This window comes from Plastoroseomonas hellenica, from assembly GCF_018129085.1.
Lineage (GTDB): Bacteria > Pseudomonadota > Alphaproteobacteria > Acetobacterales > Acetobacteraceae > Plastoroseomonas > Plastoroseomonas hellenica.
The window spans coordinates 15,591-34,262 of the sequence record NZ_JAAGBB010000056.1; the positions used below are offsets into that span (position 1 = coordinate 15,591).

Sequence of the window (18,672 nt, forward strand, 5' to 3'; positions counted from 1 at the left end):
AGCCTCCCGGCCGCCCGGCTCCGGACGTGACCGGCCGCCTCGAAACCCGGATCGGCGGGCTCGGGCTCAAGAACCCGGTCATCGCCGCGGCCGCCGAGCACATGATCGAAGCCGAGGGCGTGCGCGCCGCCATCGCCGCCGGCGCCGGCGCGGTCGTGGTGAAATCCGCGAACGAGTCCGCCGCTGCCCGGGACCAGTTGCAGCGGGCCGAGTACATCGCCCTCGATGCCGCCTGGAATCCGGTGCCCTGGGGGCCGGATGCGCCGCCCGAGGTCACGCTCGCCACGCGTTCGGGGCTGACGCCGCAGGATTTCGACCACTGGCTCGAGCAGAACGTCGCGCTTGACCGGCTGGCGCGGCAGCAGGACTGCCTGCTCGTCGCCAGCCTCGTGCTCGCCGACATCGATGCGGCGCTCGGCCTCGCGCGCCGGATCGAGCAGGCCGGCCTGCGTGCGCTCGAATTCAATATCGGCACGCCCTATGCCAGCCAGGCCGTGAAGGGCGCGGTGTCCACCGAGCTGTCGCCGGAGCGGGTCGGCACCCTGGTCGCCGCCATGCGCGGCGCGGTGTCCTTGCCGCTCTGGGTGAAGCTGACCGGCCAGAGCGAACGCGTGCCCGAGCTGGCCGAAGCGGCGCTCGGTGCCGGCGCCGACGCGGTGGTGATGGCCGGACGCCTGCTCGGCATGGTGCCGGATCTCGACAGCATGGCGCCGGTGCTGGGCACCAGCCTCGGCATCGGCGGCTACTGGAACCTGCCGCTCACCTGCCACTGGCTCGCGCTGTCGCGGGCACGGCTCGGCGCGGAGGCGCCGCTCATCGGCATCAACGGCGCGCGCGACGGCCACGACGTGGCACGCATGCTGCTGGCGGGCGCGCATGCGGTCGGCATCGCATCCCCGGTCATGCTGCGCGGTCCGCAGGTGCTCAGCGAAGCGCTGCACCAGCTCGACGACTACCTCGGGAGCCGCGGCCTGACCGTCGCCGGGATCATCGGCCGCGCGGCCGACAGCCGCCGCAGCTTCGCCGAGATGCCGCTGCGCCCCGACAACTGGCGCAACTACGTCACCCCTGGAAGCGGGAGCTGAACCATGGAAGCCGCACCCTCCACCCAAGCTCGCGACGCCGTCATTGACCGCCTGATGCAGGGGGCGATCGACCTGCACACCCATCCCGGCCCATCGCTGATGCCGCGTGCCGTCGACCATATCGAGGTGGTGGCCGAGGCGGCGAAGGCCGGAATGGCGGCGGTGCTGCTCAAGGACCACTACTACCCGACGATGCCGATCGCGCATCTGATCAACACGCACTTCCCGGGGCTCACGCGTGCGATCGGCGCGATCGTGCTGAACAACCCGGTCGGCGGCCTCAACCCGAGCGCCGTGGACTACGCGCTGAAGCAGGGGGCGCGGGTCGTGTGGATGGCGACCGCGCACGCCCAGAACCACATCGACCACGAGAAGAAGGCCGCCTTTCAGGGCAAGTTCCCGACCAACACGAAGAAGACTATCGAGCCGGTCGGCGCGACCCTGACCGATGCGCAGGGCGTGGTGCGCGATGAGGTGAAGCTGATCCTGGACCTGATCGCGGAAGCCGATGCCGCGGTCTCCGGCGGCCACCACCACATCAGCGAGCTGTTTCCCTTCTATGAGGAAGCGGCGCGGCGCGGGGTGAAGCGATGCTTCCTCAATCACCCGACCTATGTGAACGAAGGCTCCTTCCAGGACATCCAGGCGCTCACCCGCATGGGCGTGAAGATGGAGCATTCCATCTGCATGTTCATCCCCTCGGTATTCGAGCAATTCGACCGTGACCACCTGCGACAGGTGATCGATGCCGGCGGCGTCGAGCACACTTTCTTCGGCTCCGATCTCGGCCAGAAGGGCAATCCGACGCCGGTCGAAGGCTTCCGCCAGATCATCGGCATGCTGCTGGACATGGGCTACGGCGAGGCGGAGATCCGCCGCATGGTCGCCGGCAACGCCGCCGAGCTCCTGGACATCCATTGACAGTGCCGCGCAACGGGACGCTTCCGGAGGACCCTGCCATGCCGATCTCCCGTCGGGTGCTGCTCGGCAGCGCCGCCCTTGCCTCCGCATCGCTGGTGCGGCCGGTCTTGGCGCAGGCCAATGCCTGGCCGGCGCGCCCGATCCGCGTGGTGCTCGGCTTCGCGCCCGGCGGCGTCGGCGACTTCACCGCGCGGCTGGTGATGCCGCGCCTCTCCGAGGCGCTGGGCCAGCCGATTGTCATCGACAACCGGCCGAGCGCCGGCGGCATCATCGCCGCCGAGGCGGTCGCGCGCAGCGCGCCGGACGGCTACACGCTGCTGCTGCTGACGACGACCAACAGCACCGCCGCGTCGCTCTATCGCAGCCTCTCCTATGACGTGACGCGCGATTTCGCGCCGATCGGCCGCATGACGGCCTTCGACCACGTGCTGCTGACCGCCGCCAACAGCCCCTACCGATCCTTGCAGGAAGTGTTCGCCGCAGCGCGGGCGGCCCCGGGCAGTATCAATATCGGCTCGATTTCGGTGGGCAACGCGCAGCATCTCGGCGCGGAGCTGCTGCGCCGCATGGCCGATGTGGATCTGACCGTGGTGCCCTACCGCTCGACCCCGGATCTGGTGAATGCGACCGCGACGGGTGACGTGCATATCGCGAGCGAGATCCTGGCCCCCGTGCTGTCGCAGATTCAAGGCGGGCGCTTGCGTGCCCTCGCCATGACCTCCGCCACGCGCTTTCCCCTGCTGCCGGAGGTTCCGACCGCCGTCGAAGCCGGGCTGCCGGACTATGTCGTCGGCTCGTGGAACGGCCTGGCCGGCCCGGCGCGCACCCCGCCTGCGGTCGTCGAGCGTATCAACAGGGAGATGGTGCGCGTCCTGGCCGATGGCGATGTTCGCGCCCGCCTGAACGAGCTCGGCGTGCAGCCGGCGGCCAGCTCGCCGGAGGAGTTCGCTGCCTTCCTGCGCAGCGAAGGCGCACGCTGGGGCCGCGTCATCGAGGCGGCCAATATCCCGAAGCAGTGAAAGGGCAGGCAGCATGTACGACGCATCCGATCCGCGCGCGGCGCTCGCCGCCGCGCCGGCGACTGTCCGGCCAGCGCCGACGCGCTTCGCCGGTGCCGAATACGCCAGGTTCTATGAGCTTCCACCGCAGGAGGAGGCCGAGGGCCTGCGCGGCTGGTACGCGCGCGGCCAGAACTTCCTGGTGAATCATGTCGAGGCGGCGGCCGGCGCGATCCTGGCCCGGGCGGCGCAGCCGGACGAATACGTCCTGCTGCTGCCCGACGCCGCGACCCGGGTGGAGATCGAGGCCGGCGGCGAGCGCCGGGGCCTCGACGGCAACAGCCTCGCCTTCATCCCGCCTGGCGACAGCCGCGTGACGGTCAAGGCGCCCGGCCGCATGATCCGCCTCTTCACCACGCGCGCCGGGGACCTCGCTGCCCGGGCGGTGAACGCCGCCTCCTATGCCGAGCCGCACCCCAATGTCGCGCCGCTCGCCGATTGGCCGGCGCCGCCCGGCGGCTGGCGCGTCCGCAGTTACGGCCTCGACGTGCCGCCCGAGCCGACGCGTTTCGGGCGCATCTGGCGCTGCACGACCTTCATGGTGAACTACCTGGACCCGGCCGATGGCCCGCGCGACGCGACGAAGATGTCGCCGCATCATCATGACGACTTCGAACAAGGCTCGCTCGTGCTGGATGGGGCCTATACCCACCACATCCGCTGGCCCTGGACCACGGACATGACGATCTGGCGGCCGGATGACCATGAATACTGCGCCGCCCCCTCGCTGACCGTCATCCCGCCACCGGCGATCCACACCTCACGGGCCGAGATGGCGGGCCAGATGGTCGACATCTTCTGCCCGCCGCGCCGGGATTTCTCGGAAAAACCCGGCTGGGTGCTCAATGCCGGCGACTACCCGATGCCCTGACGGGGCAGGGCACGGGGCAGGGCAGGCATGCCCGGCGACCTCCGCTTGACGGGTGGCGCCGGCGGCGTCGAACTTGGCAGCAGGGACTTCGTTGGATCGCGTGATTCACGCTTTTCGGCGATTCCGCCTCAAGCGATCACGCTCAAGCCAGGAAGCCCGCCATGCCGAAGACCATCCGCATCGACGCCAGCGTCGAGACCTGCCGCTGGGGCGCCTTCGACGCCAGCTTCCCGCCGCTCGCGGAGGTGGAATCGGGTGACACCGTCGTCCTGGAATGCATCTCCGGCGGGCCAGAGCAGATGCCGCCGCGCGAATCCATGCTGGCGGTGCATCCGGCGCTGCGGGAGGTGCATGCGAAGCTGCCCCGCCTCGGCGCGCATGTGATCACCGGCCCGGTCGCCGTGAAGGGTGCTGAGCCCGGCGATATGCTGCGCGTGGATATCGCGAAGATCGAGCTCGGCTCGGATTGGGGCTTCTGCGGCTTCCGGCCGCTGTTCGGCACGCTGCCGGAGGACTTCCCCTATCGCCGGGTGCTGCATATCCCGGCCGACAAGGAGCGGATGGTGTGCACGCTGCCCTTCGGTCCCAAGGAAGGGGGCATGGAGCTGGCGCTGGCGCCTTTCTTCGGCGTGATGGGCGTGGCGCCGCCGCGCGATTGGGGGATGATCAACACCAAGGAGCCGCGCGCCCATGGCGGCAATCTCGACAACAAGGAACTGACCGCCGGCAGCACGCTCTATTTGCCGGTCTGGACCGAGGGGGCGCTGTTCTCGGCCGGCGACGGGCATGGCGTGCAGGGCGATGGCGAGGTCTGCATCAATGCGCTGGAGATCAACCTCACCGGCCATTTCAAGCTGAGCCTGGTGAAGGGCGGCGGGGTGAACAGCCCGGCGCTGCGCTTCCCGCGCGCCGAGACGCCGACCCACTACATCACCATGGGGCTGAACGAGGATCTCGACCTCGCGATGAAGCAGGCGCTCAGGGAGATGATCGCCTTCATCTGCTCGCGCTCCAACCTCTCCGACGCCGATGCCTACCAGTTCTGCTCGCTAGCGGTGGATTTCGCGGTGACCCAGACGGTGAACGGCGAAAAGGGCGTGCATGGCAAGCTGAAGAAGGGGCTGCTGTTTTGAGAGCCTGCCTCGGCATGGGGCGGCGGCGATCTGGCGGTCCTTTTCCGCCCCTGCCGCGCCGGCCAGCTTTGTCTGCCGAGCAGCTTCACCCTGACGGGATCTGCTCGGGCCGATGCAACCAGCATCGGCTGCGTCACCCGACACGACAGGAACGAAAAATGACTCCCCACCTCGCCGCCGCCCCATGCCGAGACAGGCTCTGATGGCCGAAACACTTCCCCCCCTGCTGCTCGTCGGCTGCGGCAAGATGGGCGGCGCCATGCTCGCGGGCTGGCGCGAGCAGGGCCTCGCCTCCGCCGTGGTGGTGGAACCCTATGTGAGCGAAGCCCTGCGGGCGCTGGCCGGGCAGGGGGTCACGGTGGTGCCGGATGCCGCCTCGATCCCCGTTGGCTTCAGCCCCGGCGTCATCGTCTTCGCGATCAAGCCGCAGGAGGCGCCGGCGGCGCTGCCGGCCTATGCGGCGCTCGCGGCCGGCGCGCTCTCCATCTCGATCATGGCCGGGCGGTCGGTCGCCTCGATGCAGGCGGCGCTGGGCGAGGGCTCGGCGCTGATCCGCGCCATGCCCAACACCCCGGCCGCGATCCGCCAGGGCTTCACCGTGGGCTTCACCGGCCCCGGCGTCACCGAGGCGCAGCGGGCGCTGGCCGACCGCCTGCTGGCCGCGATCGGGGAGGTCGCCTGGGTGGCGGAGGAGGACCTCATCAACCCCGTCACCGCCGTCTCCGGCGGCGGTCCGGCTTATGTCTTCCTGCTGACCGAGCTCCTGGAGCAGGCGGCAATCGGGGAGGGGTTGCCGCCCGACCTGGCACGGCGCATGGCGCGCGTGACCGTCTCGGGGTCCGGCGCCCTGCTGGCGGCGAGCAGCGAGGATGCGGCGGCGCTGCGCCGTGCCGTCACCAGCCCCAAGGGCACGACCGAACGCGCACTGGCGGTGCTGATGGCGGAGGAAGCCTGGCCCGACGCGATCCGCCGCGCCATGGCCGCAGCGACTGCCCGGTCCCGCGAACTGGCGGGGTGACGTATAGCCGACCGGCAGCTTGGCCGGTCCGCAGCCGCGAATGCGGCCCGCGCGCAGTCACGCGTCACACCGGAGGCGTGCCCTCCGGCACGGGCGTCTGAGGGCTGCTGTAAGTATCCATCCTCTCGCAGAATCTTCGCTGGCATCATCCGCGCACCGGCCCATATTTGTCGTCATGAGCGAGAGCGAACCCAACGACGCCGCGCTGCTGGCGGGCTTCTGGCAGGTGGTGGCGCTGCGCGGCTGGCATGGCGTGACCATGGGCCGTGTCGCCGAGGAGGCCGGGACCACCTTGGCCGCGCTGCGCAGCCGCGCGCGCACGCCGCTCGACCTGCTGTTGCTGCATGGTCGCGAAGCGGACCGGATCGTGCTGGCGGGCACGGTGCGCGGCCAGGGCGGCAGCCCACGCGACCGTATCTTCGACGTGCTCATGCGCCGGCTGGACGCCATGCAGCCGCATCGTCCGGGCATCCTCCGCCTGCTGTCGGACATGAAGCGCGATCCCTTCCTGGCGCTGTTCCTGGCGCCGCATCTCCTGGTCTCGATGGGCTGGATGCTGGAGGCGGCGGAGATCGACGCCGCGCTGCCCGCCGGCGCCTGGCGGGCGCCGGGCCTGGCCGTCGTCTGGCTCGCCGCCGTGCGGGCCTGGCACGCGGATGACAGCCCCGATCTCGGGGCCACCATGGCGGCGCTCGATCGCGCGCTGGACCGGGCGGAGGGCATCGCCCGCGGCCTGCGCCTGCCGATCGCGCCGGACAATGCAGAAGCCGGGGCGACGGAGGCTGCCGCACCCGCCGATTGATCACCGCCCGTCGGGTGACGGGCGCTGGAGCATGATCCGCTCGCCTGCGCTCACGGACCATACTCTAGCCCTTTGTTTGATCGCGTGATTCGGACTTTCGGCGATTCCGCCGCAAGTCATCACGCTCTAGGAGAGGGATTGAGGAAATGTCCAGCAGCTCCAACAGCCCGAAGCCGGACGTGACCCGTCTGTTCGGCGATTTCCGTTTTCCCGCGATGCCTGATCTGGAGGCCCTGGCCGGCGCGCAGCGCCGCAACCTGGATGCGCTGTCGGCCGCGAACCGCGTGGCGCTGGAAGGGGCACAGGCGGTGGCGAAGCGCCACATGGAGATCCTGCAGCAATCGGTCGGCGAATTGTCCGAAGCGATGCGCAAGCTCGCCGAGGTCGAGGCCCCGCAGGCCCGCGCCGAGCGCCAGGCGGAGGTGGTGCGCATCACCTATGAGCGCGCCGTCGCCAACATGCGGGAGCTGGCCGAGCTGATCCAGAAATCCAGCACCGAGGCCTTGTCCTTGCTGAACCACCGCTTCGCGGAGGCGATGGAGGAGGCGAAGGCGCTCACGCAGCCGAAGACGGACGGCTGACCCCGCCCGCCGACGGCAACCTCTGGTCAACCATGCGGATGGGATGATCCCGGTCCCATGAGGGCCGGCGCCGGTCAGGCCGCGCGACCGGCCGGGACGGAGGGCGGGGTCATCCGAGGCTGGTTGCGCGACCACGGCTGGCTGCCGCTGCTGCTGGGCATGGCTGCCTGCCTGGCGGCGTTCGGCCTCAAGCCGCTCTGGCCCGCCCATGACCTGTGGCTCTCCGGCAATCCCGACCACGGCATGCACTGGCTCGGCTGGCTGTTCTTCCGCGATCAGCCCTGGGCCTGGCCGCCTTCGCGTAACCCCGCCTATGGCCTGGAACTCTCCAGTTCCATCTTCTTCTCCGACCCCATCCCCCTGCTGGCCTTCGCCTTCAAGGCGCTGCACCGCGTGGTGCCGATCAACCAGTATTTCGGTCTTTGGGTGCTGGCGTGTTTCCTCCTGCAGGCGGTGCTCGCCTGGCAGCTTCTCGGGCGCTGGATCCAACCCGCCGCATCGCGCGCCTTCGGCTGCCTCCTGCTGCTCTTTGCGCCCTTTTTCCTGTGGCGCATCGGACTGCATCTGGCGCTGGTCGGGCAATGGGTCGTCCTCGCGGCGCTGCTCATCGCGACGCGGACGCGGGATGCGCGGCGGCACGCCTGGCCCTGGGCGCTGCTGCTGCCGGCGGCCAGCCTGATCCACGCCTATTTCCTCGCCATGGCGGCCACCCTCTGGGCCGCGGACCTCTTCGTGCGCGCGACCGATCGGCCGGCCACGATCCGGCCGGCTCGCCTGGCGGTGGAAGCCATCGCCATCCTCGCGCTCACCGCCGCGGCGCTGGCCTTCGGCGGCTTCGCCCTGATGCCGGGCGGCATCGCCTTCGGCGACGGCTTCGGTCATTACGGGATGGATCTGCTGGGACCGGTCCTGCCGCTGCCCGGCTGGTCCTTCCTGCTGGCGCCGCGGCTCCTGCCCGACCAGTCGGAAGCGGGGGCAAATTTCGTCGGGCTGGGCGGATTGCTTCTGCTGGCGGCCGCCACGGTCGCGGTGACGACCCGCCCGGCCCTGCTGGGCGGCGCGCGGCGGCACTGGGCGCTCGGCCTCGGGCTCCTGGCGCTGCTCGTGCTGTCCTGGTCGAACCATGTCAGCATCGCTGGTCACCCTCTGGCCGTGCTGCCCATCCCGGATGCGCTGCGGCCGGCTTTCGATGCGCTCCGCGCTTCCGCGCGCTTCGCATGGCCCGCAGTCTATGCCGTGGTGATCGCGGCGATGGTGCTGGTCCACCGGCGGTGGCACTACGCCATCTCGCACAGGATCCTGTTTCTGGCCGCGGCCCTGCAGATCGCCGACACAGCGCCGGGATGGCTGTCCAACCGGATGTTCTTCGCGCAACCCCAGGCCGCCTGGCCGACCGCCCTGACTGATCCCTTCTGGGATGCGGCCGGCATCCGCTACCGCGTGCTCCGGGAGCTGCCGCCGAACGGCCAGCCCGACCATCCGCGTTGGCGGGATGTGATGCTGCTGGCGCAGCGGCATGGCATGGCGACCGACATGGTCTACCTGGCGCGCGTCGATCGCGGCGCCCGGGAGGCGGCGCGGGCGGAGGCGAGGCGGCGGGTCGCGCGCGGCGATTTCGCGCCCGACACGCTCTACATCCTGCAGCCTTCGGTGCTAGGCGCAGTGCGCGCGTCCCATGATCCGGAACGCGATCTATTGGCTGAAATCGACGGCACCTTGGTCCTCGCCCCCGGCTGGCGGCGTCCGTTTACAGCGGCAGCCGAACCCGCGCCCTGAGGCCACCCATGGGGCTGTCCTCCAGCAGGATGTCCCCGCCATGCGCCCGCGCGATGTCGCGCGCGATGGCGAGGCCGAGCCCGGTGCCGCCCGCCGAGAAGCTGGCGAAGGGGCGGAAGGCCTCCTCCCGCTGGCCGGGATCGATGCCCGGACCGTCATCGTCGACGATCACCATCGCCCAGCCGCCGCCTTCCGCGCGCGGCGCCTGCTCGACGCTGACCGCGATGCGCTGCGCATGTCGCCGCGCATTATCGAGCAGGTTGCCAAGGCAGCGGCGCAGCGCGTCGGCGCGGAGCGGCATCGGCAGCGCCGGGGGGGCGGTGACCTCGACCGGCGTGCCCTGGCGCCGGGCCCGCGCTGCCACGTCCTCGACCAGCGCGACCAGGTCGGTCTCCTGCGGCTGCTCCTGTCCCTCTCCGCGTGCGAAGGCGAGGTAGGCGGCGATCATCCGCTCCATCTCCTCCACGTCCTGGGTCAGGGCGGCGGCATCCTCATGCGCTTCATAGGGCAGCATCGCCAGCGCCAGGCGCATGCGGGTCAGCGGCGTGCGCAGGTCGTGGCTGATGCCTGCCAGCATCTCCGTGCGCTGGGCCACGAAGCGGCGGATGCGCTCCTGCATGCGGTTGAAGGCGGAAGCCGCCTGCCGCACCTCCAGCGCGCCTTCCGGCTTGATCGGGCCGAGGTCGCGGCCCATGCCGAAGGCTTCGGCCGCGCCTGCCAGGCGGCGGATGGCGCGCACCTGGTTCTTCATGAACAGCGCCGCGACGCCGAACAGCAGCAACGACGCCCCGACCAGCCAGATGACGAAGAGATAGAGCGTGCCGGTGAAGACGCGCTTGCGCGGCGCCTCCACATGCAGGACGCCCTGCGGCAGTTGCACGCGGATGATGACGCTGCGCGGATCGGTCTGCCAGTCGGTGTCGAAGGGCAGTGCCACGCGTTCGCGCAGCGCGGTCGTCAGATCCTCCTCGAGCGGCAGCAGCGGCAGTGAGGCGGGGCGCGACTGCGGTCGCTCCATCCGCGCCCCCGGTTCGAAGGCGAGGCCGAGCTCCAGCCGCCAGGCGGCGTCGCGGAAGATGCGGGCCTGTTCCTCCGGGTCCGGACGGCGGGAGACCAGCTCGGCGACCATGCCGATATCGCCGGCGAGCCCGCCCGCGAGGCGGCGCGAGATGACGTCGAGATGGTTGCCGTAGAAAAGCTGCAGCGCGATCGCCTGCAGGATCACCAGCGGCAGCAGGATGATGAGCAGCGCGCGCCCGAGCAGCCCGCGCGGCGCCAGGTACCGCCGCATCCAGGCCAGCGGCGCGATCGGGCGGCGCACCCGCTTCCGGCCGACGGGCTTGGAGGCTTCCGCCACCGGCACCCGCAGCTCGTCATCGAATGCGGACATCGGTCAGAGCCCGTTTGGGAATGGTGTGGAGGCGGTCTGGCGAGGCATTTTTCGTTCCTGTCGTCTCGGCTGACGCAGCCGATGCTGGTTGCATCGGCGAGGAAGCCGGGGCGGCAGGGGCGGAAAAGGACCGCCAGAGCGCCCCACAGCCATTCCCAAACGGGCTCCTAGTTTCCGGGCCGCAGCACGTAGCCGCGGTGGCGTACGGTCTGCAGGAAGCGCGGCTCGCGCGGGTCAGGCTCGATCTTGCGGCGGAGCCGCGTCACCTGCACGTCGATCGCGCGCTCGCCCGCCTCCGGCGTGCCGAGGGCCTCCGCGATCTCCTCTCGGCTCAGCACCTCGCCGGCCTTGCGCGACAGGGCCAGCAGCAGCGCCGCCTCGCCGCCGGTCAGGCGGACCGGCCCCTCCGGCCCGCGCAGCTCGACGCGATCGAGGTCGAACCAGTGCAGGCCGATCTGCACCGAATGCACCGCGGCCGCGGGTGCCGGCGCCGGCATCGCCGCACGCTTCAGGATGGTGCGGATGCGGAGCGCCAGCTCGCGCGGATCGAAGGGCTTCGGCAGGTAGTCGTCCACCCCGCTCTCGAAGCCCGCGATGCGGTCATCGGGCGCGCCGCGCGCGGTCAGCATGAGGATCGGCACGTCCTTGCCCGCCCGGCGCAGGCTGTCGGTCAGGTCGAGGCCGGATTCGCCCGGCATCATCACGTCGAGCACCAGCAGGTCGAACTCCATGGAGGACAGCGCCTGGCGCGCCGCCGCCGCATCGCTGGCCGCCGAGACGCGGAAGCCCTGCTCGGTCAGGAAGCGCTGCAACAGCGCGCGCAACCGCGCATCATCATCCACCACCAGCACATGCGGCGCATCGGCCGTGGCCGTCCCTGCCTCGCTCGCCACTTGGCTCATCGCCGGCGTCCTCCATCCTGCGGTTCATCCTCCAGCAGCTTCAGCAGGTCGCGCGCCTCGTTGCCCATCAACCCGCGCATGACGCGGCGGAAGCCCTCCACCGCGGTCGGGCCCGCCTCGCGATAGGCGCGCATGATGGTCTCCCGCTGGCGCTCGAACAGGCGGCGCTCCAGCGCGGCACCCTTGTCGGTCAGCGCCAGCAGGCGCTGGCGGCGGTCGCTGGCGCCGGGCGTCTGCACGACATAGCCATCCTCGACCAGCGGCTGCAGCACGCGGCCGAGCGATTGCTTGGTGATCGAGAGGATCGCCAGCAAATCGCCCACCGTGATGCCCGGCCGGCGGCCGACGAAATGCAGGACGCGGTGGTGCGCACGGCCCATGTTCAGTTCGACCAGGAGCTGGTCGGCGACCGCGGTGAAATCCCGATAGCCGAAGAACAGCAGGTCCTGGGCGAGGCGCAGCTCCTCCTCGCGCAGGAACAGGAGGTTGCGGCCCGCCACGGGGGCGGCGCCCTGCGGTTCGGCGGCGCCGCGCCGCAGGGCCGCGGTGTCGGCCTCGGCGTTCATTCCCATGCTCTCTCCCCGGTCGGGTGCATGGCAGCCCCGCCGCGCTTATGGGTCAGCATCGTTGACACAAATGCCCACCAATTTTAATCTCAGGGCCAAGGACGAAAGGAAATTGCGCCCCCTGGCTGGTTTCCAGAGTTTTGCGAAAGCCCTCTTGTGCGGCGCACAGTGCGGGCCTTCGCGGGACTCCAAACTCGGCCGAGAGTATAGCGACGAACCCACAGGAAGGATTGCCTCCATGGCCCTGGTGCCCTTCGACGACCGCGATGGCTGGATCTGGCTGGACGGCGCTTTCGTCCCCTGGCGCGACGCGAAGCTGCACGTCCTGACCCATGGGCTGCACTACGCCTCCGGCGTCTTCGAGGGGGAGCGCGCCTATAGCGGCCATATCTTCAAGCTCCGCGAGCATTCCGAGCGGCTCATCGCCTCCGCCCGCATCCTCGGCTTCGCGATCCCCTGGTCGGTGGAGGAGATCGACGCGGCCTGCCGCGAGACGCTGACGAGGAACGGCCTGACCGATGCTTATGTGCGGCCAATCGCCTGGCGCGGCCCGGAGGAGATGGGCGTCGCCGCCAAGAACACCAAGGTCCACATGGCGATCGCCGCCTGGGAATGGGGCGCCTATTTCGGTGTCGAACAGCGGATGACCGGTGTGCGTCTGGCGATGGCGCCCTGGCGCCGCCCGCATCCGACGACGGCGCCGACCGCCTCCAAGGCGGCGGGGCTCTACATGATCGGCACGCTCTCGAAGCATGCCGCCATGGACCAGGGCTATGACGACGCGCTGATGCTGGACTGGAAGGGCGACGTGGCGGAAGCGACCGGCGCCAACATCTTCCTGGTCATCGACGGCGAGATCCACACCCCGACGCCCGAGAACTTCCTCGACGGCATCACCCGCCGCACCGTGATGGGCCTCGCGCGCAAGCGCCAGCTCAAGGTCATCGAGCGCACCGTGCCGGAGAGCGACCTGGCGCGCGCCACCGAGGTCTTCCTTTGCGGCACCGCCGCCGAGGTGACGCCGGTGCGCGAGATCGCCGGGCAAGTCTATACCCCCGGTGAGATCACGCGCACGTTGATGACCGACTACGAGGCGCTGGTGCAACTGCCGCCGGACGAGGTGGCCAAAGCCGCCGCCTGATCCCATCATCGGGTGCGGGCGCAAGCTTTGCCCGCACCCGCGATGAGAGGTCCCGCATGATCACCATCCCGATGCCCGAGCGCCCGCGGCCCCTGCAGACCCCGGCCGAGATGTCGCTCGCGGTGGATCTGGATGAGCGCGCGGTGCTGTATCCGGCGGGCAAGGGCGTGACGCGGGTGACGCTCTCCGCTGTCGAAGGCGGCATCGCCTTCGACGCGGCCTTCGCCTTCAACGAAAGCCGCGCCTCGCCCCGCATCATGGTGCTGTCGCTCGATGATGCGCGCGAATTCGGGCGGCGCCTGGTGGACAGCGTCTACCAGGCGCGCGCGCAGAACGCGATCACCGAGACGATGCGCATCGGCATTACCGTGCACACCAACGGCTTCCATCTGCAGATCGGCGATGTCGGCAGCCCGACCGAGCTGTTCATCGGGCTCTCCTCCATCTGGCGCTTCGCGCAGACCGTATTACGCGCCGTCGACCGGCTGTCGCCAGTCGAGGCGCATTGATCTGTCCTCAGGCGCCGGCGCCGGCATCCGCCGGCTTGGCTTGCGCGCTGTCGGGTGCGCACTGGCGGCAGCGGTTGGTCGCGCGCGGGGCCGCGTTCGCGGCCCCGGAGCATCGCTGCGCTCGCTCCGCAGGAACTGATGGCGGCCTGCGGCCGCTTGGTTTCGCTTGAGTTCAGCCGATGCGGCGGTAATGCGCCGTCATGAATTCGGTCCAAGTGCCGTCCTCGCCCAGTACGCGCGAGGTCAGGATGCGGTGGTCGGTGCTCTCCAGGGTGATGATGTCGCGGTACTTCGCCGTCTTGCTCTCATCGGTGAAGCTCGGGCCCTCCGCTTCCAGCGTGAGCACCTTGCGACCGGCATCGAGGAAGCCGTCATAGACCCACATCAGCGTCATCATGGAGCCGAGCCAGGTGCCGACGAAGCGGCCCTTCTTCGGGTCGTAGCCCAGCGTCATGATCATGGTCGCGGGATTGCCATCCGGCATCGTCCCCTCGCCATCGGCGATGACCCAGAGCCCGCCGATGGAGCGGACCGTCTCCTTGCCGCTGCTCTTTATCGGCGGCTGACCGGGGCCCATCTGGGCCTCGCTCTCGAAGGTCCAGCGCCCGACCAGCTGCTGCAGCCAGCGGTGTTCATCCTGCGGCTCGGCTTTCATCGCGCCCATCTCCCTTCCTTACTTGTTGCGGGCTGCTTCCGCCTCGCGGCGGCCCGGCGCCCGCCGGGAGCCTCGGATTCGACCGGGGCGCGCGTCAAGCCAGGCCGGGATCACGTCCGCGCCGGGGCGCCAGGGCCAGCATGGCGGCCAGCGGCAGCAGCCAGATGATCCGCGCCTCATAGCGATGATGCGGCTTCGACAAGGCCCCGGTCGCGGCGGCATTGGCGCCGATCGCGACCAAAGCCGCCAGCACCAGCGCCCGCTGCTCCCGCCCGCCGCGCGCAAGGCCGAGCAGGGCCAGCGGGACCGCGGCAATGAGCACCGGCAGATGCGGCCGCAGGAAGGGCGCGGCGACCTCCGGCAGCAGCCCGCGCATCTGCAGCCCGGCATCGAAAGCCGCGAGCTCGCGCGGCGGAAAGCCATCCCGCACCATGCGCCGGGCGCTGAGCGCGAGATGCGTGTCCGGCAGAGTATCCCCGACCTGCGGCAGCGCGAGCTGCGCCAGGGCGTTGCCGGCCATCGCGCGCAGCACCGCGAAGGGCCGGTCGGCCAGGGTCGCAGCGATGATTGCCTGGGCCTCCGGCACCAGCGCGACGCTGCCCATGAAGCGCGGATGGCCATCGGCATCGCGCGAGACCGGACTCGCCGGATCCCAGAGGAATTCGTCGCTGTCCATCGGCAGCCGGTCGGCGAAGGCGCAGAGATACCAGCCCGCATCGGGGCAGCGTTCGCGGAGGGTCGCCGCCGCCGGCCCGTCCGCTTGCAGCCGCGCCAGCAGGAAGATCGCACCGTTCGGCGACAGCACCGCCCTCCCATGCCCCGCCAGGTTCGCCCCCAGCAGCACCAGGATGGCGAGCGCCGGCGCCGCCGCGGCCCGCAGCGCCGAACCCACGCGCCGTTCCAGCACCACCACCAGCGCGACCACGGCCGCGGCGATGATCAGGTGCGACAGATGCGCCGCCACCGCGAAGACGCCCACCAGCAGCACCGCCACGGCTTCGATGCGCGACAGCCGCGGCCGCGCGCAGCCGAGCAGGAACACCGCCAGCGCGGCCACGCCGGAGAGCACATCCGGCATCAGCGTTGCCGCGAACCAGGGGAGCGAGGTCAGCGCCACCATCGCCGCGCAGAGCAGCAGATGCGCGGCGGGCGTCACCCCGCCGCGCGCCCCCCGCTGCGTCAGCCACAGCATCCAGGACAGCAGCGCCACCTGCGCCGCGAGCGAGCCCCAGAGCGTCATCCGCCAATGGAAGGCGTGCAGGAAAGGCCCATAGGCCGGCGCCTTGTCCCAGGGCATCTCCGGCACGATCGTCTGCGCCAGGTAGGACACCGTGTCGATGAAGACCAAGGGATAGCCATTGAGAAAGGCGGGCCAGGCCAGCAGCAGCGCGCCGGCGAGGATGGCAAGGGCGGTTCCCGGGAGGAGCTCTGCCCCTCCCGGACCCACCCTGCCAGGGCATGGGGCCATGCCCCGGACCCCACCATTCTTCGAGCCATGCCTGGGAAGGAGGGTCAAAGACCCTCCTTCCCAGGCATGGCACCACGTGATGCAGGTCCAGGAGCATCCATGCTCCTGGCGGGTGGGGTCCGGCGAGGGCGGAGCCCTCCTCGGGAAGCGGCCACCGCCATCGCGCCCGCCAGCGGCAGCAGCCAGAGGATGCGGGCTTCGTAGCGGTGGTGCGGCTTGGACAGTGCGCCGGTCGCCAGCGCATTGGCCGAAACGCCGGCCAGCACCAGCAGCAGGAAGGCGAAGGCCCGCAGATCCCCGGTCCGCGCCGCGCGCCAGAAGCCGAACAGGCAGAGCGGCAGGCCGAGCAGCAGCACCGGAAGGTGCGGCAGCAGGAAGGGGACGACGGCCGCTGGCAGAGCGCCCTGTGTCTGCAAGGCGGCATCGAAGCGGGCGCGTTCGGTCGCCGGGAAATAGTCGCGGATGCGGTTGCCGACCGCCGCTTCCAGATGGTCCGGCACCAGCGTGTCGCCGGCCTCGGCCATGAAGAGCTGCTGCACCGCGTTGCGCGCCATCGCCGCCGCGACCGCGCCCGGCTCGCGCCGCAGCGTCTCGGCGACGATCTCCCGCGCCTCGGGGGAGAGCAGGGCGCCGCCGAGGAAGCGGGCGCGGCCTTCGGCGTCGCGGTTCACGGGGCTGTCGGGCGGCCAGAGGAAGTCATCGCTGTCCATCGGCAGCCGGCCGGCGAAGGCGCAGAGATACCAGCCGCGCGCCGGGCATTCCGCCTGGATGGTGCGCGCTGCCGGCCCGTCATCCTGCAGGCGCGCCAGCAGGAAGGTGGCGCCGTGTGGGGAGAGCGAGAGGCGGCCATGCCCGACCCAGTTGGTGGCCAGCAGCAGCAGCACCGCACCCGCCAGCGGTGCCGCCATGCGCGCGACCGGCGCGATCCGCCGCGCCATCAGCGCGCCGAGCACGACCAGCGCCAACGCCAATGGCAGGTGGGAGAGATGCGCCGCGATGCCGAGGGTCGCGACCAGCCCGACCCAGAGCGTTTCCGCCCGCGACAACCGCTCGGTCGAGAAGCCCAGCAGGAACAGGCAGAGCAGCACCAGCGGCGCGAAGACATCGGGCATCAGCAGCGCGATGGTGAAGGGCGCGGTGGTGAGCGCCGACGCAGCCGCGCAGACCGCCAGATGCCACCAGGGCCGCGCGCCCAACAGCACGCGCCCGGTCAGCCACAGCAGGTGGGAGACCAGCAGCGCCTGCGCGGCGAGCGGCAGCCAGAGCGAGATCCGCCAGTGGAACAGGTGCAGCAGCGGCCCGTAGATCCAGGGCTTGTCCCAGATCATCAGCGGCACCAGCGTCTGCGCCAGGAAGCCGCCGGTGTCGCTGAACAGCAGCGGATAGCCGTTGAGGAAGGCCGGCCAGACCAGCATCGCCGCACCCGTGGCGATCGCGATCGCGGCCCGCGTCATGCCGCCGCGAAGAGCTCCACGACATTGCCTTCCGCATCGGCGCAATGCAGCGCACGGCGGCCATCCGGCATGGCACGCGGTGCCTCCAGCACCGCGGCGCGTTGCGTCAGCAGGCGGCGGTGCCAGCGGTCGAGCTCCTCGCCCGGCACCGCAAAGGCGAGCAGCGCGCCGGGGCCGCCGGCTTCCGGGAACAGCGCATCGCCGCGCGCCCGGAGCACCAGCGCGATGCCCCCGAGATCGAAGGCGATGCCGCCATTGCCGAGCGGCTTCAGGCCCAGCACACGCGCGTAGAAGTCACGTTGCCGGCCGAGGTCGCGGCAGGGCAGCTCGATGCGGGCGAAGCCTTCAGGCGTCATGGGCGCGGCGCGTCCCAGCGCGCCGCGGCCGCATCGTCGGTATCGCGGGCTTCGACCCAGCGGTCGTCGCCATCGGCGAATTCCTCGCGCTTCCAGAAGGGTGCGCGGGTCTTCAGCCAGTCGATCAGGAAGCCGCAGCTTTCCAACGCGGCGGCGCGGTGGGCGGAGGCCGCCAGGACCAGCACGATCCCTTCCCCGGGACGGATGCGGCCGACCCGGTGGATCACCGTGCAGCCGGTGAGCGGCCAGCGCTCAACCGCTTCGGCGACGATGCGCCCGATCGCGCGTTCGGTCATGCCGGGGTAGTGCTCCAACACCAGTGCCGCCAGGCCGTCATCGGCGCGGCAGAGGCCGATGAAGCTGGCCAGGCCGCCGACATCGGTGCGGCCTTCGCTCAGCGCCGCCATCTCTGCCGCCGCGTCGAAAGGCTCTTCCTGCACGCGGATTCGGGGCTCCATGTCAGCCTCCGGTGACCGGCGGGAAGAAGGCGACCTCGTCGCCTGGCGCCACGGGATCGCCCGGGCGGGCGAATTCCTGGTTCACCGCGGCGCGGACCTGGCGGGCCTGGGCAAAAGCGTCGGCGTGGCCCGGGCTCTGCACCGCGAGCCAGGCGATCAGCCCAGCGACGTCGCGCACCGTCTCGGGCGGCGACACCGTCTCCTCGGCAATGCCGGTCTTCTGCCGCAGCCAGGCGAAATAGAGGATGCGCATCATGCGCCCCCGCGCTTCAGCGCGGCACCACCCGGACGCTGCCATCGGCGCCGAACAGCGTCGCCGAGTTCGGGCCATTCTGCACCATGACGCCACCGGGGCCGCCTGGCTCGACATAGGTCGTGACGCCGCCGCTGCCGGCGCCGGTCACCACCGGCGCGCCGCCCGGCACCGCGACGACCTGCCCGTCGGTGCGTGCGGCGGGGCCGGCCGGCGGGGGGGCGAAGGGGTCGACGCGGCGGGTGCCGGGGATCGGGTTGGTCGCCACCGCGGCG

The 18,672-nt window shown here is 70.8% G+C and carries 21 protein-coding genes; 11 read left to right on the plus strand and 10 right to left on the minus strand.

The features are described from left to right. The first annotated feature begins 26 nt into the window (after window positions 1-26). The 9 genes from GXW71_RS28905 to GXW71_RS28945 all read left to right on the plus strand — a co-directional run bounded on the left by GXW71_RS28905 (window position 27) and on the right by GXW71_RS28945 (window position 9,245). A complete protein-coding gene (locus tag GXW71_RS28905) occupies window positions 27-1,085 on the plus strand; it encodes a beta/alpha barrel domain-containing protein (protein ID WP_367617392.1) in 1,059 nt (352 codons plus the stop codon). Window positions 1,086-1,088: 3 nt separating this feature from the next. Continuing rightward, a complete protein-coding gene (locus tag GXW71_RS28910) occupies window positions 1,089-2,006 on the plus strand; it encodes a DUF6282 family protein (RefSeq protein ID WP_211856183.1) in 918 nt (305 codons plus the stop codon). Window positions 2,007-2,044: 38 nt separating this feature from the next. Beyond that, the gene (locus tag GXW71_RS28915) at window positions 2,045-3,025 is read left to right on the plus strand and encodes a Bug family tripartite tricarboxylate transporter substrate binding protein (RefSeq protein ID WP_211856184.1); all 981 of its coding nucleotides are present in this window, start codon (window positions 2,045-2,047) and stop codon (window positions 3,023-3,025) included. A gap of 13 nt (window positions 3,026-3,038) precedes the next feature. Then, window positions 3,039-3,935 (plus strand): cupin domain-containing protein, encoded by an 897-nt coding sequence (locus GXW71_RS28920; protein ID WP_211856185.1) that lies wholly within the window; start codon window positions 3,039-3,041, stop codon window positions 3,933-3,935. Window positions 3,936-4,096: 161 nt separating this feature from the next. Next, complete coding sequence (locus GXW71_RS28925) at window positions 4,097-5,068, plus strand: acetamidase/formamidase family protein (RefSeq protein WP_211856186.1); 972 nt, start codon at window positions 4,097-4,099, stop codon at window positions 5,066-5,068. Between the two features lie 202 nt (window positions 5,069-5,270). Further along, window positions 5,271-6,086, plus strand: coding sequence for a pyrroline-5-carboxylate reductase (proC, locus tag GXW71_RS28930; protein ID WP_211856187.1), 816 nt, complete (start codon window positions 5,271-5,273; stop codon window positions 6,084-6,086). 175 nt (window positions 6,087-6,261) lie between these two features. Further along, window positions 6,262-6,888: a TetR family transcriptional regulator gene (locus tag GXW71_RS28935; protein WP_211856188.1), complete on the plus strand. Its 627-nt coding sequence runs from the start codon at window positions 6,262-6,264 to the stop codon at window positions 6,886-6,888. Between the two features lie 146 nt (window positions 6,889-7,034). Further along, window positions 7,035-7,469, plus strand: a complete 435-nt coding sequence (locus tag GXW71_RS28940; protein WP_211856189.1) for a phasin family protein — start codon at window positions 7,035-7,037, stop codon at window positions 7,467-7,469. 57 nt (window positions 7,470-7,526) lie between these two features. Beyond that, entirely contained in the window at window positions 7,527-9,245 is a 1,719-nt protein-coding gene (locus GXW71_RS28945; RefSeq protein ID WP_211856190.1) for a DUF6311 domain-containing protein, read from the plus strand. On the opposite strand, the gene GXW71_RS28950 is transcribed toward GXW71_RS28945, so the two are convergent. The 3 genes from GXW71_RS28950 to GXW71_RS28960 form a co-directional block, all read right to left on the minus strand. Next, complete coding sequence (locus GXW71_RS28950; RefSeq protein WP_211856191.1) at window positions 9,217-10,635, minus strand: ATP-binding protein; 1,419 nt, start codon at window positions 10,633-10,635, stop codon at window positions 9,217-9,219. The two genes, GXW71_RS28945 and GXW71_RS28950, sit on opposite strands and share 29 nt — an antisense overlap. A gap of 167 nt (window positions 10,636-10,802) precedes the next feature. After that, a complete protein-coding gene (locus GXW71_RS28955) occupies window positions 10,803-11,537 on the minus strand; it encodes a response regulator (protein WP_211856192.1) in 735 nt (244 codons plus the stop codon). Then, a complete protein-coding gene (locus GXW71_RS28960) occupies window positions 11,534-12,103 on the minus strand; it encodes a MarR family winged helix-turn-helix transcriptional regulator (RefSeq protein ID WP_211856202.1) in 570 nt (189 codons plus the stop codon). Before GXW71_RS28960 ends, GXW71_RS28955 begins: the two co-directional genes overlap by 4 nt. Before the next feature lie 238 nt (window positions 12,104-12,341). On the opposite strand from GXW71_RS28960, the gene GXW71_RS28965 reads away from it, so the two are divergent. Together GXW71_RS28965 and GXW71_RS28970 are read left to right on the plus strand one after the other, a co-directional pair. After that, entirely contained in the window at window positions 12,342-13,244 is a 903-nt protein-coding gene (locus tag GXW71_RS28965; protein WP_211856193.1) for a branched-chain amino acid aminotransferase, read from the plus strand. A gap of 56 nt (window positions 13,245-13,300) precedes the next feature. Next, window positions 13,301-13,753 carry a hypothetical protein gene (locus tag GXW71_RS28970; protein WP_211856194.1) on the plus strand — a complete coding sequence of 151 codons (453 nt, stop codon included), beginning with the start codon at window positions 13,301-13,303 and terminating at the stop codon, window positions 13,751-13,753. A 172-nt stretch (window positions 13,754-13,925) separates the two neighbouring features. On the opposite strand, the gene GXW71_RS28975 is transcribed toward GXW71_RS28970, so the two are convergent. From GXW71_RS28975 to GXW71_RS29005, 7 genes are all read right to left on the minus strand, one after another. Further along, a complete protein-coding gene (locus tag GXW71_RS28975; RefSeq protein ID WP_246526984.1) occupies window positions 13,926-14,417 on the minus strand; it encodes a DUF1579 domain-containing protein in 492 nt (163 codons plus the stop codon). 85 nt (window positions 14,418-14,502) lie between these two features. Next, window positions 14,503-15,876 (minus strand): hypothetical protein, encoded by a 1,374-nt coding sequence (locus GXW71_RS28980; protein ID WP_246526985.1) that lies wholly within the window; start codon window positions 15,874-15,876, stop codon window positions 14,503-14,505. A 44-nt stretch (window positions 15,877-15,920) separates the two neighbouring features. Then, the gene (locus GXW71_RS28985; protein WP_211856195.1) at window positions 15,921-17,330 is read right to left on the minus strand and encodes a hypothetical protein; all 1,410 of its coding nucleotides are present in this window, start codon (window positions 17,328-17,330) and stop codon (window positions 15,921-15,923) included. Next, the gene (locus GXW71_RS28990; protein ID WP_211856196.1) at window positions 17,327-17,686 is read right to left on the minus strand and encodes a VOC family protein; all 360 of its coding nucleotides are present in this window, start codon (window positions 17,684-17,686) and stop codon (window positions 17,327-17,329) included. The genes GXW71_RS28985 and GXW71_RS28990 overlap by 4 nt, the downstream gene beginning before the upstream one ends. Then, a complete protein-coding gene (locus GXW71_RS28995; protein WP_211856197.1) occupies window positions 17,683-18,144 on the minus strand; it encodes a molybdenum cofactor biosynthesis protein MoaE in 462 nt (153 codons plus the stop codon). Before GXW71_RS28995 ends, GXW71_RS28990 begins: the two co-directional genes overlap by 4 nt. Before the next feature lies 1 nt (window position 18,145). Then, entirely contained in the window at window positions 18,146-18,400 is a 255-nt protein-coding gene (gene moaD, locus GXW71_RS29000; protein WP_456315924.1) for a molybdopterin converting factor subunit 1, read from the minus strand. Between the two features lie 13 nt (window positions 18,401-18,413). Further along, window positions 18,414-18,672, minus strand: a 259-nt coding sequence (locus GXW71_RS29005; RefSeq protein ID WP_211856198.1) for a hypothetical protein, incomplete at its 5' end; no start/stop codon positions are given.

Excerpts from the sequence above, each read along its gene's own strand:
- GXW71_RS28910 (WP_211856183.1), top strand. The coding sequence starts at position 1,089 with ATGGAAGCCGCACCCTCCACCCAAGCTCGCGACGCCGTCATTGACCGC.
- GXW71_RS28915 (WP_211856184.1), top strand. The coding sequence starts at position 2,045 with ATGCCGATCTCCCGTCGGGTGCTGCTCGGCAGCGCCGCCCTTGCCTCC.
- GXW71_RS28920 (WP_211856185.1), top strand. The coding sequence starts at position 3,039 with ATGTACGACGCATCCGATCCGCGCGCGGCGCTCGCCGCCGCGCCGGCG.
- GXW71_RS28925 (WP_211856186.1), top strand. The coding sequence starts at position 4,097 with ATGCCGAAGACCATCCGCATCGACGCCAGCGTCGAGACCTGCCGCTGG.
- proC (WP_211856187.1), top strand. The coding sequence starts at position 5,271 with ATGGCCGAAACACTTCCCCCCCTGCTGCTCGTCGGCTGCGGCAAGATG.
- GXW71_RS28935 (WP_211856188.1), top strand. The coding sequence starts at position 6,262 with ATGAGCGAGAGCGAACCCAACGACGCCGCGCTGCTGGCGGGCTTCTGG.
- GXW71_RS28940 (WP_211856189.1), top strand. The coding sequence starts at position 7,035 with ATGTCCAGCAGCTCCAACAGCCCGAAGCCGGACGTGACCCGTCTGTTC.
- GXW71_RS28945 (WP_211856190.1), top strand. The coding sequence starts at position 7,527 with ATGAGGGCCGGCGCCGGTCAGGCCGCGCGACCGGCCGGGACGGAGGGC.
- GXW71_RS28950 (WP_211856191.1), bottom strand. The coding sequence starts at position 10,635 with ATGTCCGCATTCGATGACGAGCTGCGGGTGCCGGTGGCGGAAGCCTCC.
- GXW71_RS28955 (WP_211856192.1), bottom strand. The coding sequence starts at position 11,537 with ATGAGCCAAGTGGCGAGCGAGGCAGGGACGGCCACGGCCGATGCGCCG.
- GXW71_RS28960 (WP_211856202.1), bottom strand. The coding sequence starts at position 12,103 with ATGAACGCCGAGGCCGACACCGCGGCCCTGCGGCGCGGCGCCGCCGAA.
- GXW71_RS28965 (WP_211856193.1), top strand. The coding sequence starts at position 12,342 with ATGGCCCTGGTGCCCTTCGACGACCGCGATGGCTGGATCTGGCTGGAC.
- GXW71_RS28970 (WP_211856194.1), top strand. The coding sequence starts at position 13,301 with ATGATCACCATCCCGATGCCCGAGCGCCCGCGGCCCCTGCAGACCCCG.
- GXW71_RS28975 (WP_246526984.1), bottom strand. The coding sequence starts at position 14,417 with ATGGGCGCGATGAAAGCCGAGCCGCAGGATGAACACCGCTGGCTGCAG.
- GXW71_RS28980 (WP_246526985.1), bottom strand. The coding sequence starts at position 15,876 with ATGGCCCCATGCCCTGGCAGGGTGGGTCCGGGAGGGGCAGAGCTCCTC.
- GXW71_RS28985 (WP_211856195.1), bottom strand. The coding sequence starts at position 17,330 with ATGACGCGGGCCGCGATCGCGATCGCCACGGGTGCGGCGATGCTGGTC.
- GXW71_RS28990 (WP_211856196.1), bottom strand. The coding sequence starts at position 17,686 with ATGACGCCTGAAGGCTTCGCCCGCATCGAGCTGCCCTGCCGCGACCTC.
- GXW71_RS28995 (WP_211856197.1), bottom strand. The coding sequence starts at position 18,144 with ATGGAGCCCCGAATCCGCGTGCAGGAAGAGCCTTTCGACGCGGCGGCA.
- moaD (WP_456315924.1), bottom strand. The coding sequence starts at position 18,400 with ATGATGCGCATCCTCTATTTCGCCTGGCTGCGGCAGAAGACCGGCATT.